Genomic DNA, 12,998 nt, shown 5'->3' with positions numbered 1-12,998 from the left:
GCTTCCTCCCTCGTCTTGCGCGCAGTCTTCGCCGGGTGGGCGTCGCACGCAAGCGGGGGAGGGGCGTCAGCCCTCGATGCGGATGTTCGCCACCCGGATCGCCTCGGCGAAGGCCGCGCGCTGCGTCGTGATGTAGGTCGCCATCGCGCTCGCGTTGCGATAGTCGGGCTCCAGGCCGGAGGCGGCGACGCGCTCGCGGATCTCGGGCAGCTGCATGGCGCGGCCCACCTCGCCGTCAATGCGCTCGATGACGCTGGCGGGCGTGCCGGCCGGCGCCATGAGGCCGATCCAGGCACCACCATCGAAGGCGCCAAGCCCCGGCAGCGCGGCCAGCGGCGGGACGCCCGGCGCCAGCGAGGAGCCGTTGCGGAAGGAGATGCCGAGCGCGCGCAGCTGCCCGTTGCGCATGGCCGCACCGGCGGCGGCCACCGTCTCGATCGAGTAGTTCACATGCCCGCCCATCACGGCGGTCAGCGCCGGCGCGCTGCCGGCGAAGGGCACGTGCACGACGTCGACGCCGGCCAGAGCGTGGAACCAGGAGGCGATGATATGCGCCGTGGCGCCCGTGCCGGAGGAGGAGAAGGTGTAGCGCCCCGGATTGGCCTTGAGCAGCGCGATGAACTCGGCGGCATTCTGCGCCGGGAAGTTGGGCGGCACCACCAGCACCAGCGGCGCGATGCCGGTGATGGAGATGGGCGCGAAATCGCGCTCGGCATTGAAGGGCACGCGCTGCACGAGCGGCGAGGTCACGATGGGCCCGGTGGAGGCGGCCAGCAGCGTATAGCCATCGGGCGTGGCCTTCGCGACCTGGTCCGTACCGATCAGGCCCCCGGCGCCCGCCCGGTTTTCGGCCACGAAGGGCTGGCCCAGCGTCTCGGTGAGGCGCTGGGCCATGACGCGGGCGGCGAGGTCCGTCGCCTGGCCGGGCGGCCAGGGGATGATCACGCGCACGGGGCGGTTGGGGTAGGGCGCTTGCGCGGCCGCCGTGCCGGCCAGCAGCGCGGGGGCGGCGAGGAGGCTGCGGCGCGCGAGCATCTCAGCCGTCGATCCGGATGTTGGCGGCACGGATGGCCGTCGCGAAGCCGCGGCGCTGGTTCGCGATGTACGCCTTCATGCCGTCCGCGCCATGGTACACGGGCTCAAGGCCCGCGGTGGCCAGTCGTTCGCGCATCTCGCCACCCTGCATCGCGCGGCCGATCTCGGCGTCAATCCGGTCGATGATCGCGCGCGGCGTGCCGGCGGGCGCCATCAGGCCGATCCAGGCGCCGGCGTCGTAATCCTGCATGCCCGGCAGGCGCGCCAGCGGCGGCACGTCGGGCACCAGGGTGGAGCCGTTCTTGAAGGAGATGCCGAGCGCGCGGAGGCTGCCATTGCGGATCAGCGGGCCGGTCGCGGCCAGGGTCTCGACGGAATAATTCACATGCCCGCCCACGACCGCCGTCAGCGCGGGGCCGCTGCCGGCGAAGGGCACGTGCACGACATCCACGCCGGCCAGCGCGTGGAACCAGGCGGCAACCACATGCGCGGTCGCGCCCGTGCCGGAGGAGGAGAAGCTGTAATGCCCGGGGCGGGCGCGCAGCAGGGCCACGAACTCCTCGGCCGTGCGGGCCGGGAAGTTGGGCGGCACCACCAGCAGATAAGGCGACATGCCGGTAATGGAGACCTCGGCGAAGTCGCGCTCGGCATTGTAGGCCGTGCGCTGGACGAGCGGCGAGGTGACGATGGGCCCGGTCGAGGCGGCGAGCAGCGTATGGCCGTCGGGGGCGGCCTTGGCCACCTGGTCCGTGCCGATCATGCCGCCGGCGCCCGCGCGGTTCTCGGCCACGAAGGGCTGGCCGAGGGTTTCGGAGAGGTGCTGCGCGGCGATGCGGGCGGCGAGGTCCGTCGCCTGGCCGGGCGGCCAGGGGATGACGACACGGACGGGGCGGCTCGGCCAGGCCGGCTGGGCCGAGGCGGAGGCGGCGGCGAACAGGAAGGGGGCGGCGAGGGCCGCGCGACGCTGGATCATGAGTTTCTCTCCCGGAGTTCATGCGCGCATAGCGGCCGGGCCACGGCTTGCGCAAGAGGCTTTGCGCGGCGCCAAATGCGCGCCGCGAAGGAGGAGCAAACTTCATGCAATTCGAGACGCTGGCGCTGGAGTTCCAGGCGCCGCATCTGCTCATCGTGCGCCTCAACCGGCCCGAGGTGGCCAATGCCCTGAACACGCAGATGGGCCGGGACCTGCTGGCGCTCTGGACCGCACTGACCGAGGATGCGCGCGGCATCCGCTGCGTCGTCTTCACCGGCACGGGCGGGCGCGCCTTCTGCGCCGGCGGCGACCTGAAGGAGCGGCTGGGGATGACGGATGCCCAGTGGCAGGCACAGCATGAAATCTTCGAGCGCGCCTATTGGGCGCTGATGGACTGCCCCATCCCCGTCATCGCCGCCGTGAACGGCCATGCCTATGCGGGCGGGCTGGAAATGGTTCTGGCGTCGGACTTCGCCTATGGCGCGGAGGGCTCGCGCTTCGCGCTGACGGAAGTCACCATCGGCATCATGCCGGGCGCCGGCGGCACGCAGAACCTGCCGCGCGCGGTGGGCGAGCGGCGCGCGAAGGAGATCATCCTCACGGGGCGCCCCTTCACCGCGCAGCAGGCGCTGGACTGGGGCATCCTCAACGCCGTGTATCCGGCGGACGATCTCTTCCCGGCCGCGATCGAGACCGCCTCACGCATCGCCGAGAACGCGCCGCTCTCGGTGCGCCAAGCCAAGAAGAGCATCCATTACGGGTTGCAGATGGACGTGCGGACGGCCTTCCGCTTCGAGATCGAGGCCTATAACCGCCTGGTCGGCACCGAGGACCGGCATGAGGGCATCGCGAGCTTCAACGAGAAGCGCAAGCCGGCATTCAAGGGGAAGTAGTCTTCAGCCATGCCACGTAATCCGCGACCCCCTGTTCCAGCGGCGTGGGCGGGTGCGGATAGCCGGCCTGACGCAGCTTCGCCATCGGCGCCTCGGTGAAATACTGGTACTTGCCGGCGAGATCGGCCGGCATGGGCATGAACTCGATGCGTTCGGGCAGGTTCAGCGCCGCGAAGACCGCGCGCGTGAGGTCGAGGAAGCTGCGCGCCTGCCCGCTGCCGCAGTTGAACAGGCCGGAGACGCCCGGGTTGTCCAGCAGCCAGAGCATCACGCGCACGCAATCGCCGACATTCACGAAATCGCGCGACTGCATGCCATCCGCGATGCCGGGGCGATCGGAGGCGAAGAGGCGCGCGGGCGCGCCGGTCAGGATCTCGCGGTACTTGTGCAGGGCCACGCTCGCCATGCGGCCCTTGTGCCCCTCGCGCGGCCCATAGACGTTGAAGAACTTGAGCCCCGCCCATTGCGGCGGCTTCGGCCGGCCGAGCGCCAGCATCTGCGCCACGCGCCGGTCGAAGGCGTGCTTGGACCAGCCATAGAGGTTGAGGGGCCTGAGGCGCGAAAGCTCTTCGGGCGTCTCGCCATCCTCGAAGCCTTGGTCCCCATCACCATAGGTGGCGGCCGAGGAGGCGTAGATGAGGGGCACAGCCTGTGCGGCGCACCAGTCCCAGAGCTTCAGCGAGAGGGTGAGGTTGGAGGCGGCGACGAGGTCCCCATCCGTCTCCGTCGTCGCGCTGATCGCGCCCAGATGCACCACGGCGCGCGGACGCAGCGCCAGGGCGGCGTCCAGCTCCGGGGGCGGCAGCAGCCCGGCCAGCACCGCGCCCTCCAGGTTGCGCCACTTCTCATCCTTGCCGAGCCAGTCGAGCACCACCACCTCCTCGCCACGGGCGGTAAGAGCTGCGACAAGGTTCGAACCGATGAAGCCGGCGCCGCCGGTGACGAGAATCATGGTTGCGGGTTAGAACGCCTGCCATGCCGCAGCAAGGAGGGGTTTCGATGCGCAAGGATGGTCGCCAGCGACTGGATGACCTGGCCGGGATGGCCGGGGGCGCCTTCTCCGTCTTCGCGGGGCTGCGCGCGGAGATGGAAGCCATGGCCCGCGCCCAGGCCGAGGCGATGGTGCGCAAGCTGGAACTGGCCCGCGCCGAGGATCTCGACGCCGCCATGGAAGTGGCCCGCCGCGCCCGCGCCCATGCCGAGGCGCTGGAGGCGCGCGTCGCGGCGCTGGAGGCCGAGATCGCGGCCCTCAAAGCCGCCGGTTAACCCCCGGGGCGGACGCCGGCATCTGCCAAGAGCTTCGTGATCCGCTCCAACTCGACTGCGAATAGGTCGCCATGGCGTTCGGGCGTCTGGTCGGCTGCTGGGAAGGGCGTGGTGCCGAGCTGTGCGAAGCGGGCGACGATGGCGGGGTCCGTCACCGCGGCCCGCAGCGCCGCGTTCAGCCGATTGATGATCTCGGGCGGCGTCCCGCGCGCCACATAGAGTCCGTGCCAGACATGCAGGTTCACCCCAGGCACGCCCGCCTCGGCCGAGGTCGGCACCGTCGGGATGGAGGGCAGCCGCGCGGATGACGTGACCAGGACACCCTGGATGTTGCCGGCCGTGAGCTGCGGGATCGCGTTGGTGGATTGGTCGCAGAGGAGATCAATGCTGCCCGCCACCAGGTCATTCATGGCAGGTCCGCCGCCGCGATAGGTGACGAGCGTCACCGGAATGCCGAGCGCCTGGGCCAGTTGCAGCGCGCAGAGATGCCCGCTGGTGCCAAGCCCGCCATGGCCGATGTTGGCCCGCTCACCCTGCGCCCGCAGCCAGGCGAGCGGCTGCTCGAGCCCGCGCCGCGCCGAGAGCACCGTGGGGCCGGTGTTGACCAGGCCCACGGGCGCGAAGGCGGTGCGTGTGTCGAAGCGGAGGTTGGGGATCAGGCCGGGGGCCGCCAGCAGCGCCAATTGGTTGATCAGGATGGTCTGCCCATCCGGCGCCGAATTGGCCACGCGCTCGGAGCCGATCGAGCCACCCGCGCCGGCCACATTTTCCACCACCACCACCTGGCCGAGGGTGCGGCCCATATGCTCGCCCACCAGCCGCGCGATGGCATCCGTGGCGCCGCCCGCCGCGAAGGGGACGATGAGCGTGATCGGCCGCGTCTGCGCGAAGGCCGGGCCCGCCAGCAGCGCCAGCCAGAGCGCCAGCCAGCGCATCACCGCCCCCGCCGCAGCAGCTGCCCGGGCAAGGCGCCGGTCGCGACCCCGTTGCGATAGGTGACGACACCGCGCTTGATCGTGGCCCGGTAGCCGGATGGCGCCTGCAGCAGCCGCCGCCCGCCCGCCGGCAGGTCATGGACCATGCGCGGCGGCAGCAGGCCCAGTTCCTTCTCGGCGATCAGGTTCACATCGGCCAGCATCCCCGGCGCCAGCACGCCGCGATCGGTGAGTCCCATGGCCCGCGCCGTGTCGCTGGTCTGGCGGCGGATCAGTTCCTCCATCGGGAAGCCCCGCTGGCCCCAATGCATCAGAACGAAGGTCGGGAAGGAACCATCCGAGATGAAGCCCACATGCGCGCCGCCGTCCGAGAGGCCGATGATGGCGTTGCGGTGACGCAAACACTCGGCGGACGCGTCCAGCGTGTAATCCGCGAAATTGGTGAGCGGCGCGAAGATGAAGTTGGTGCCATCGCCCTCGGTCAGCAGGTCATAGGCGACCTCTTCGGGCTGGCGGCCCTCGCGCTCGGCCTGGGCTTCCAGGCTCTTTTCGCGCGGCGGCGCGTAGTCGGGCGGCGCGCCGAAGGGGAACATGCGCGCCCAATGCAGCCGGGTGATGAGCGGGAAGTTGGAGCCGGCGATGCGGTCCTCGCTGAGGATGCGCGCGCGGCGGCCGGGCTCGCGCAGGGCGGCGGCGCGCTCGGCCGGCGGCAGATGCGCCACCTCCTTGTAGGAGGGGCAGCCGGAGAAGGGGTTCTGCGAACCCACCAGCCCCAGCAGGATGCCGATGGGCCGCGGCGGGAAGACCGGCCGGATGTCGAGCCCATTCTCCGCCGCCTCATCGGAGAGGGCGAGAAGCTCCTTCCAGGCCTCGGTGCGGTCATGCCGCGCGGTCAGCGAGAAGACGATGGGCCGGCCGGAGGCGACGGCCACGCGGCGCACCATGGCGAATTCCGTGCCCGGGTCCGGCGTGTTCCAGTCGGAGACCATCTCCAGCAGCCCGCCACCACCCTCGGTAAGACCGGCAGCGAGGCCGATCAGCTCATCCTCCTGGGCCTTGAGCGTGGGTGTCGGGTCGCCGGCCAGCGTCTTGTGGCTGATGGTGCGGCTGGTGCTGGCGCCGAAGGCCCCGGCCGCCGCCGCTTCCGCCGTCAGCGCACGCATCCGCGCGATCTCGTCCGGCGTGGCGTTCTCCAGGCTCAGCGCTCGCTCGCCCATCACATGCACGCGCAGCGCGCCATGCGGCAGCAGCGCGCCGATATCAATGTCGCGCGCCTTGCGCTCCAGCGCGTTCAGGTATTCGGGGAAGCTCTCCCAGGACCAGTTCAGCCCTTCATGCAGCACGGGGCCGGGGATATCCTCCACGCCTTCCATGAGCGCGATCAGCGTGTCCCGATCCTCGGCGCGGCAGGGCGCGAAGCCGACGCCGCAATTGCCCATGAGCGCGGTGGTCACGCCATGCCAGGCGGAGGGGGCCAGGTGGCTGTCCCAGACCGCCTGGCCGTCATAATGCGTGTGGATGTCCACGAAGCCGGGGGTGACCAGCAGCCCGGTCGCGTCCATCTCCTCGGCGCCCTTGCCGCGCACCTCGCCGACCTGGACGATCTTCCCGCTTTGGATGGCGACGTCGCCCTGGAAGCCTGGCGCGCCGGTGCCATCCAGGATCGTGCCGCCGCGAATGACGATATCGAACATCAGGCCTTCCCTCCGCGAATGAGCCGGCCGGGCAGGGCGCCCGTCGCCGTTCCGTGTTCATGCACGATCTCGCCCGCGCAGAGTGTCGCGCGATAGCCGCGGGCGCCCTGCACCAGCCGCTTGCCGCCCGCGGGCAGGTCGTAGCGCATGTTGGGCCGCTCGATGGCGAGATTGTCGAAATCAATCACGTTGAGGTCGGCGCGCAGCCCGGGCGCGAGCCGCCCGCGATCCATCAGGCCGAGTGCCGCGGCATTGTCGGCGGCCAGCCGCTTCACGACGAACTCGACCGGAAGCCTGCCGCCCCGCGCGCGGTCCCGCGCCCAATGCGTCAGCATATGGGTCGGCGCCGAGGCATCGCAGATATAGCCCACATGCGCGCCGCCATCGCCCAGGCCCATCAGCGTATGCGGATGCGTCACCATTTCGCGGATCGCGTCCAGATTGCCATGGGCGTAGTTCAGCAGCGGCCGGTTGAGGATGGCGCGACCCTCCTCCTCCAGCATCCAGTCGTAGCAGAGGTCCTCCGGATCACGGCCTTGCAGCTTCGCCTGCTCCAGCACGCTCGCTTCGGGCGGCGGCTCGTAGTCCGGCGTCAGCTTGTAGATGCGGGCGTAGTTGTTGAGGCGCGCGCGCAGCGCGGGGTCCGTCGTGGGTTCCGCCAGGATGCGGGCGCGGCGCGCGGGGTCGCGCAGGGCGGCCACGCGCTCGGCGATCGGCAGGTGCGCCACCTCGCGGAAGCCCGCGCGGGTCAGGAAGGGATGCTGCGAGAGTTCCCAGCCGAACATCAGCCCGACCGGCCTTCCCATCACCTGGCCGGTGACGCGGATGCCCTGGGCATTGGCCGCGCTCACCTGATCCAGCAGCCAGCGCCAGAAATCGGGGCGGGATTCACGCTGCAGCAGGGAGAAGGTCATGGGCCGCTTCGCCAGCCGCGCGATGCGCATCAGCCGCTCCCACTCTTCCTCCGCCGGGTCGTCGAAATCGGAGATGAGCTGCATCCAGCCGCCTCCGAGCCCCGCCGCGATCTCGGCCAGTTCGATCTCGGCGGCACCCAGCGTCGGCGTGGGTTCGCCCGCCAGCGTCTTGTGCGCGATGGCGCGGGAGGTGGAGAAACCGAGCGCGCCCGCCGCGATCCCCTCGCGCGCGAGGCGCGCCATCTCGGCCCGGTCCTCGGCGGTCGCCGGCTCCCGCTCGAAGCCGCGGCGGCCCATGACATGCACGCGCAATGCCGCATGCGGCACCTGGGTCGCGATGTCCATGTCATAGGGGCGGGCATCGAGCGCGTTCAGATACTCGGGAAAGCTTTCCCAGTTCCAGGGAAGGCCCTCGGTGAGCACGACCTCCGGCAGGTCCTCCACGCCCTCCATCAGCTTCACCAGCATGTCACGGGCCTCGGGCCGGCAGGGCGCGAAGCCCACGCCGCAATTGCCGAGCAGCGCCGTGGTGACGCCATGCAGCGAGGAGGAGAGGATTTCCGAGGTCCAGGTCGCCTGCGCGTCGTAATGCGTGTGGATGTCCACGAAGCCCGGCGTCACGAGATGCCCGCGCGCATCGAGTTCCGGAGTGCCGCGCGGGACTGTCAGGTTCTTCCCGATGGCCGCGATGCGGCCGCCGCTGATCGCCAGATCGGCGTCGAAGGGTGCCGCCCCCGTGCCGTCCACCAGGGTTCCGCCGCGGATGATGAGGCTCGTTTCGGCCATGGATATCTCTCCCTGGCCGAAGTCTCGCATCCCTGGTGGCGATGCGCCAGGGATGCGCGGGGCGGCGTGCCAAGGCTGGTTGTCAGCCCCGCCGCAGGAGGCCCATCGCGACCAGCAGCCCGAGCGAAACCAGCCCAAGCCCCAGCAGTTGCACCCCACCCGGCCATTCGCCCGCGAGCGGAATGCCGAGCAGGATGGCCGAGGCCGGGACCAGCGCCGGGAACAACGCGGCCCGCGCGGCACCCAATTGCTCCGCGGCGCGGGTGAAGCAGATCACCGCCACCACGCCGGAGAGCGCGCCCTGCACCAGGATCTGCGGCAGCAGCACCGCCGGCGGGAGGGCCAACAGATGCGAGAAGCCCGTGGTGGCCGCAGTGACCGGCACCACGACCAGCGCCGAGAGCACCGAGACGGCCGCCGTGGCGGGGATGGCCTTGATCCCCCACCGCCGCGCCAGGATGGTGAAACTCGCCCAGAGCAGGCCGGCGCCGAGGAACATCGCATCGCCGAGGGGCGTCATGGCCGTGCCGGAGAACAGCCCCGGCCCCGCGATCACGCCAATGCCCAGCAGCACGATGCCAAGGCCCACCAGCCGCGTCCGGCCCGGCCGCTCCTGCAGCACGAGGGCCGCGAGAAGCGTGGTGAAGACGACCACCGCCGCCGGCTGCGCCACCGCGCCATGGACCAGCGGCGCGAAGGCATAGCCGCCCACGCCCAGCAGGATGAAGAGCGGCCCTGCCGTCAGGGTCAGCGCCAGGGCGCGCCCCCAGCCCATGCCCGCCATGGTGAGCGGCTGGTGCCGCAGCCACCAGGGGAGCATGACCAGGCCCGCCGTGCCGTAGCGGATCAGGGTGAAATCCCCGGCCGTGATGCCGCCCACCACGCCGGCCCGCGCCATGGCGAGATAGCCGCCCCAGATTAGCACGGCGGCGAAGCCGTAGAGCATGCCGCGCGCCATGGGGCTGAGCGTGGCGGCGGGCAGGGGAAGGGTGGCCGACATCACACCGCCTCCGTGAGGCTGTGCAGCGCCTCCAGCGCCGCGCGCGGCTCCAGCCGGCGGCGATCGTCGGGCTCGATCGCGGCCAGTGCGATGCGCCCGCCGCGCGCGATTACGAAGCTCGCCGGCATGGGCAACGCCCAGCTGCGATCGCCATTGCGCTCCGGCAGCGCATGACCCGCCTTCTCGTAGAAGGGCCGAACCGCCTCGGAGAGCGTGAAGCGGATGCCGAGTGCGCAGGCCAGTGCGCCGCCCACATCGGAGAGCACGGTGAAGCGCAGGTCGTTCTTCTCCGCCGTGCTCAGCGAATGATCCGGCTGCTCCGGCGAGACGGCGACCAGCGCCGCCCCCATCGCCTCGATCTCCGCTCCGACCCGGGCTGCCCAGGCGGTGCGGAACTGGGTGAGTTCGCTGTGCAGGCTCATGTTACGCGCCTCACGCGGCCAGGCTGCGGTTGCGCGGCGCGGTCCAGGCCAGCGAAGGGTCGGCCATGAAGCCTTCCTTCGGCGTATGCGTGATGTGGTTGACGTAGTTGCTGATCGTCTTGGTCGCGACGATGGTCACCACCTCCAGCACGTTCTCCCGCGTGAAGCCGGCGGCGAGGAAGGCATCCACCGCGGCATCGCCCACGAAGCCGCGCTCGCCCACCACGCGCTCGGCGAAGCGGCGCAGCGCCTCGAGGCGGGCATCGGCGATCGGCAGCCCGTTGCGCAGCGCCTGGATCGCGCCCTCATCGAGCTTCGCCGCGCGCGCCAGATAGGTGTGGCCGGCGGTGCAGTATTCGCACTCATGCAGCACGTTGATGGCGAGATAGGCGGCCTGCTGCTCAGCCGGCGTGACGCTCGACTTCGCCACCAGGCCGAACAGCGTGTCATAGGCCTCGAGTGCCACGGGGCTCTCGGCCAGCGTGCCGTGCAGCGTCGGGATGAAGCCCCATGCCTTCTTCACCTCGGCAAGGCGGGCCTGGGCGGCTTCGGGGGCAGTGGCCTGGGTGTGGACGGTGAACTGGGTCATCGGGGTCTCTCCTTCGCATCGGGCGGGCTGTTCCGCCTGAGGGCAGAGAACGCCATTCACACGCGCCGCAGAACGCGGTTTGATCCCATATGATCCATACGCAGAGTGGATGAATGGCCGATCTGATCCCGCTCTTCCGCAGCTTCGTCCGCGTCGTCGAAGCCGGCTCCTTCACCACCGTCGCGGCCGAGCAGAACACCTCCCAGCCCACCGTCTCCCGCCAGATCGCGGCACTTGAGCAGCATCTGGGCTGCCTGCTGCTCCAGCGCACCACGCGCGCGCTGACGCTGACCGAGGACGGCCGCGCCTTCTACGCGCAGGCGCAGCTGGCACTCGAAGCCATCGCGGAGGCCGAGACCTCGGTGGGCCGCCGCAAGGGCAAGCCCACCGGCACGCTGCGCCTGGCCTGCGCCGCCGTGCTGGGGCGGCTGCACATCCTGCCGCGCCTGCCGCGCTTCCTGGAGCGCTACCCGGATGTCGCGGTGGACCTCGTCATGGGCGACGACTTCACCGACCTGGTGGAACAGCGGATCGACCTCTCCATCCGCGTGGGCGCCCTGACCGATCCGGGGCTGGTGGCGCGGCGCATCGGCACCTCGCGGCGCGTCGTCGTTGCAACCCCGGATTATCTGGAGCGCCACGGCGAACCGCGCACGCCCGAGGATCTGCGCGACCACGCCTGCATCCTCTACACGCGCCTCGCCACCGGCGCGAACTGGCCCTTCACGGGGAAGGACGGCCCCAACTCGGTGCCCGTGCAGGGCCGGCTCACGGTGAACAGCACGGAGGGTGTGCGCGCCGCCATCCTCTCGGGCCTCGGGATCGGCATGGTGCCGGTCTGGCATTTCGTTGATCGCGAGATCGAGACCGGCCGCCTGCGCGTGCTGCTGCCGGAACATGAACCGGCGCCACACCCGATCCATGCGGTCTATCCGACCCGCCGCTTCATCGCGCCCAAGCTGCGCGCCATGCTCGACCATCTCGCCACCGAATTCGAGCTCGACCCGCTGCTCAGCGCCTATTCGGAGTAGCCGCGCCCTTGCGGGGGCGGGAAGGGGCCACACCTGCCGGGGCATGCTCCGATTGCTCCTCCTCCTCGCCCTGCTCTGGCCTACCGCCTCCACCCGCGCCGATGAAGCGGCCGCCTGGGCCGCGCTGCGCGACGGCGCCATCGTGCTCTTCCGTCACGCCCATGCCCCGGGTGGCGGCGATCCGGGCGGCATGCGCCTGGGCGAATGCGCCACGCAGCGCAACCTCGACGCCACCGGCCGCGCGCAGGCCGTGCGGATCGGCGAGGCGCTGCGCGAGAAGGGGGTGCCGGTCGGCGCGGTGCTCACCTCCGAATGGTGCCGCACGCGGGAGACGGCCGATCTCGCCTTCCCCGGCCAGGCCCGGGCCGAGCCCATCTTCAACTCCTTCTTCGCCGACCGCCGCACCGGCCCGGCGCAAACCGAGGCCGCGCGCGCCCTGCTGCTGGGCTGGAGCGGCCCGGGCACGCTGTTCGTCAGCACGCACCAGGTGAACATCACGGGGCTGACCCGCATCGTGCCCGCCTCGGGCGAGGGCGTGGTGCTGCGGCGCGAGGGCGCGGAACTGCTGGTGGTCGGCCGCATCCGGCCGTGAGCCTCAGCCGGCACCCTGCTTGCGGAGCGAGCGGGTGAAGCGCGCGCCCGCCTCGGCGAAGCCGGTCGCGCGGCAGAAGGCCTCCAACTCCGGTGTTTCGGCGGCGATCTCGATCCGCTCGCAGCCGGCCACGCGCGCCGCCTGCGCCGCGGCCTTCAGCAGCAGGCGCCCGATGCCCTGCCGCCGCTGATCGGCCGCCACCAGCAGCAGGGAGAGCCGCGCGACGGGCCCCGAGGTCAGTGCCGGGTGCCAATGCAGCAGCACCACGCCGCTGGGTGGCCCCCATTGCAGGGCCACCAGCGCGGTGCCCGGCCCCTGGCGGAGCGCGGCCAGCCGCTCGGCCAGGTCGCGCGGCTCCACCTTGAGCCCCGCCTCCGCCAGCAGCGTGGCCAGCCCCGGCGCCTCGGCTGCCGTCGCGGCACGGATCTCCATGCCGTAGCGCAAATTCATCCCGCCAGCGCCACGCAGGAAAAGCCGACCCGCGCCTCGGTCGGCACGCCGAAGAGCACCGTGTGCCGCGCCGGCAGCCCCTTCGGGAAATGCTTCACATATTCGGCGTTCAGGGCGGCGTAGTCGGCGCGGTCGGTGATCAGCATGGTCACCTGCACCACACGGTCGAGGCTGCTGCCCGCCTCCTCCAGCAGGGTACGGATGAAGGTGAGCGCGTTGCGCACCTCCTCGGCCGGCGTCGCGCCGCGATGGATGCCGCGCGCCGGGTCGTGCGGGGCGGAATGGCCCGAGACATAGACCATCCCGCCCGCCCGCACCGCGCGGGTAAAGGGGCGGGCCTCGCCCGGGGCGGGCGGATGGAAGAATTCGATGCTCATGGCGGCCCTCGCATTGCGTCTCGGTCCACTGTGCCGGATCG

At 71.1% G+C, this 12,998-nt stretch carries 15 protein-coding genes; 4 read left to right on the top strand and 11 right to left on the bottom strand.

Annotation, left to right across the window (positions count from 1 at the left end):
- Nucleotides 1-66: 66 nt before the first annotated feature.
- Both ACQ860_RS02895 and ACQ860_RS02890 read right to left on the bottom strand, forming a co-directional pair.
- The gene (locus ACQ860_RS02895) at nt 67-1,035 is read right to left on the bottom strand and encodes a Bug family tripartite tricarboxylate transporter substrate binding protein (protein WP_431301909.1); all 969 of its coding nucleotides are present in this window, start codon (nt 1,033-1,035) and stop codon (nt 67-69) included.
- Between the two features lies 1 nt (nt 1,036).
- Complete coding sequence (locus tag ACQ860_RS02890; protein WP_431301908.1) at nt 1,037-2,008, bottom strand: Bug family tripartite tricarboxylate transporter substrate binding protein; 972 nt, start codon at nt 2,006-2,008, stop codon at nt 1,037-1,039.
- A 104-nt stretch (nt 2,009-2,112) separates the two neighbouring features.
- Here ACQ860_RS02890 and ACQ860_RS02885 point away from each other — a divergent pair, with 104 nt between their 5' ends.
- Nucleotides 2,113-2,901: an enoyl-CoA hydratase/isomerase family protein gene (locus tag ACQ860_RS02885; RefSeq protein ID WP_431301907.1), complete on the top strand. Its 789-nt coding sequence runs from the start codon at nt 2,113-2,115 to the stop codon at nt 2,899-2,901.
- Here ACQ860_RS02885 and rfaD read toward each other — a convergent pair.
- Nucleotides 2,888-3,853 (bottom strand): ADP-glyceromanno-heptose 6-epimerase, encoded by a 966-nt coding sequence (gene rfaD, locus ACQ860_RS02880; RefSeq protein WP_431301906.1) that lies wholly within the window; start codon nt 3,851-3,853, stop codon nt 2,888-2,890. The two genes, ACQ860_RS02885 and rfaD, sit on opposite strands and share 14 nt — an antisense overlap.
- Nucleotides 3,854-3,900: 47 nt before the next feature.
- On the opposite strand from rfaD, the gene ACQ860_RS02875 reads away from it, so the two are divergent.
- The gene (locus ACQ860_RS02875; RefSeq protein ID WP_431301905.1) at nt 3,901-4,167 is read left to right on the top strand and encodes an accessory factor UbiK family protein; all 267 of its coding nucleotides are present in this window, start codon (nt 3,901-3,903) and stop codon (nt 4,165-4,167) included.
- On the opposite strand, the gene ACQ860_RS02870 is transcribed toward ACQ860_RS02875, so the two are convergent.
- The 6 genes from ACQ860_RS02870 to ACQ860_RS02845 all read right to left on the bottom strand — a co-directional run bounded on the left by ACQ860_RS02870 (nt 4,164) and on the right by ACQ860_RS02845 (nt 10,507).
- The gene (locus ACQ860_RS02870) at nt 4,164-5,102 is read right to left on the bottom strand and encodes a tripartite tricarboxylate transporter substrate-binding protein (RefSeq protein ID WP_431301904.1); all 939 of its coding nucleotides are present in this window, start codon (nt 5,100-5,102) and stop codon (nt 4,164-4,166) included. The two genes, ACQ860_RS02875 and ACQ860_RS02870, sit on opposite strands and share 4 nt — an antisense overlap.
- The gene (locus tag ACQ860_RS02865) at nt 5,102-6,796 is read right to left on the bottom strand and encodes an N-acyl-D-amino-acid deacylase family protein (protein WP_431301903.1); all 1,695 of its coding nucleotides are present in this window, start codon (nt 6,794-6,796) and stop codon (nt 5,102-5,104) included. The genes ACQ860_RS02870 and ACQ860_RS02865 overlap by 1 nt, the downstream gene beginning before the upstream one ends.
- On the bottom strand, nt 6,796-8,496 hold the full coding sequence (locus ACQ860_RS02860; RefSeq protein ID WP_431301902.1) for an N-acyl-D-amino-acid deacylase family protein: 1,701 nt from the start codon (nt 8,494-8,496) through the stop codon (nt 6,796-6,798). The genes ACQ860_RS02865 and ACQ860_RS02860 overlap by 1 nt, the downstream gene beginning before the upstream one ends.
- An 82-nt stretch (nt 8,497-8,578) precedes the next feature.
- Nucleotides 8,579-9,496, bottom strand: a complete 918-nt coding sequence (locus tag ACQ860_RS02855) for a DMT family transporter (protein WP_431301901.1) — start codon at nt 9,494-9,496, stop codon at nt 8,579-8,581.
- Nucleotides 9,496-9,918, bottom strand: coding sequence for a redoxin domain-containing protein (locus ACQ860_RS02850; protein WP_431301900.1), 423 nt, complete (start codon nt 9,916-9,918; stop codon nt 9,496-9,498). Before ACQ860_RS02850 ends, ACQ860_RS02855 begins: the two co-directional genes overlap by 1 nt.
- A gap of 10 nt (nt 9,919-9,928) precedes the next feature.
- Nucleotides 9,929-10,507, bottom strand: coding sequence for a carboxymuconolactone decarboxylase family protein (locus ACQ860_RS02845; protein WP_431301899.1), 579 nt, complete (start codon nt 10,505-10,507; stop codon nt 9,929-9,931).
- Nucleotides 10,508-10,620: 113 nt separating this feature from the next.
- On the opposite strand from ACQ860_RS02845, the gene ACQ860_RS02840 reads away from it, so the two are divergent.
- Both ACQ860_RS02840 and ACQ860_RS02835 read left to right on the top strand, forming a co-directional pair.
- Complete coding sequence (locus ACQ860_RS02840) at nt 10,621-11,538, top strand: LysR family transcriptional regulator (protein WP_431301898.1); 918 nt, start codon at nt 10,621-10,623, stop codon at nt 11,536-11,538.
- A 43-nt stretch (nt 11,539-11,581) separates the two neighbouring features.
- Nucleotides 11,582-12,130 carry a histidine phosphatase family protein gene (locus ACQ860_RS02835; protein WP_431301897.1) on the top strand — a complete coding sequence of 183 codons (549 nt, stop codon included), beginning with the start codon at nt 11,582-11,584 and terminating at the stop codon, nt 12,128-12,130.
- A gap of 3 nt (nt 12,131-12,133) precedes the next feature.
- On the opposite strand, the gene ACQ860_RS02830 is transcribed toward ACQ860_RS02835, so the two are convergent.
- Both ACQ860_RS02830 and ACQ860_RS02825 read right to left on the bottom strand, forming a co-directional pair.
- Complete coding sequence (locus ACQ860_RS02830) at nt 12,134-12,580, bottom strand: GNAT family N-acetyltransferase (protein ID WP_431301896.1); 447 nt, start codon at nt 12,578-12,580, stop codon at nt 12,134-12,136.
- Entirely contained in the window at nt 12,577-12,957 is a 381-nt protein-coding gene (locus ACQ860_RS02825) for a RidA family protein (RefSeq protein WP_431301895.1), read from the bottom strand. The genes ACQ860_RS02830 and ACQ860_RS02825 overlap by 4 nt, the downstream gene beginning before the upstream one ends.
- Between the last annotated feature and the right edge of the window lie 41 nt (nt 12,958-12,998).

Source organism: Sediminicoccus sp. BL-A-41-H5, from assembly GCF_050632405.1.
GTDB lineage: Bacteria > Pseudomonadota > Alphaproteobacteria > Acetobacterales > Acetobacteraceae > Roseococcus.
Note: the sequence above shows the minus strand (reverse complement) of the source record. Positions and strands in the feature narration are given on the sequence as shown.

Excerpts from the sequence above, each read along its gene's own strand:
- ACQ860_RS02865 (WP_431301903.1), bottom strand. The coding sequence starts at position 6,796 with ATGTTCGATATCGTCATTCGCGGCGGCACGATCCTGGATGGCACCGGC.
- ACQ860_RS02855 (WP_431301901.1), bottom strand. The coding sequence starts at position 9,496 with ATGTCGGCCACCCTTCCCCTGCCCGCCGCCACGCTCAGCCCCATGGCG.
- rfaD (WP_431301906.1), bottom strand. The coding sequence starts at position 3,853 with ATGATTCTCGTCACCGGCGGCGCCGGCTTCATCGGTTCGAACCTTGTC.
- ACQ860_RS02825 (WP_431301895.1), bottom strand. The coding sequence starts at position 12,957 with ATGAGCATCGAATTCTTCCATCCGCCCGCCCCGGGCGAGGCCCGCCCC.
- ACQ860_RS02875 (WP_431301905.1), top strand. The coding sequence starts at position 3,901 with ATGCGCAAGGATGGTCGCCAGCGACTGGATGACCTGGCCGGGATGGCC.
- ACQ860_RS02845 (WP_431301899.1), bottom strand. The coding sequence starts at position 10,507 with ATGACCCAGTTCACCGTCCACACCCAGGCCACTGCCCCCGAAGCCGCC.
- ACQ860_RS02830 (WP_431301896.1), bottom strand. The coding sequence starts at position 12,580 with ATGAATTTGCGCTACGGCATGGAGATCCGTGCCGCGACGGCAGCCGAG.
- ACQ860_RS02860 (WP_431301902.1), bottom strand. The coding sequence starts at position 8,496 with ATGGCCGAAACGAGCCTCATCATCCGCGGCGGAACCCTGGTGGACGGC.
- ACQ860_RS02895 (WP_431301909.1), bottom strand. The coding sequence starts at position 1,035 with ATGCTCGCGCGCCGCAGCCTCCTCGCCGCCCCCGCGCTGCTGGCCGGC.
- ACQ860_RS02850 (WP_431301900.1), bottom strand. The coding sequence starts at position 9,918 with ATGAGCCTGCACAGCGAACTCACCCAGTTCCGCACCGCCTGGGCAGCC.
- ACQ860_RS02840 (WP_431301898.1), top strand. The coding sequence starts at position 10,621 with ATGGCCGATCTGATCCCGCTCTTCCGCAGCTTCGTCCGCGTCGTCGAA.
- ACQ860_RS02885 (WP_431301907.1), top strand. The coding sequence starts at position 2,113 with ATGCAATTCGAGACGCTGGCGCTGGAGTTCCAGGCGCCGCATCTGCTC.
- ACQ860_RS02890 (WP_431301908.1), bottom strand. The coding sequence starts at position 2,008 with ATGATCCAGCGTCGCGCGGCCCTCGCCGCCCCCTTCCTGTTCGCCGCC.
- ACQ860_RS02870 (WP_431301904.1), bottom strand. The coding sequence starts at position 5,102 with ATGCGCTGGCTGGCGCTCTGGCTGGCGCTGCTGGCGGGCCCGGCCTTC.
- ACQ860_RS02835 (WP_431301897.1), top strand. The coding sequence starts at position 11,582 with ATGCTCCGATTGCTCCTCCTCCTCGCCCTGCTCTGGCCTACCGCCTCC.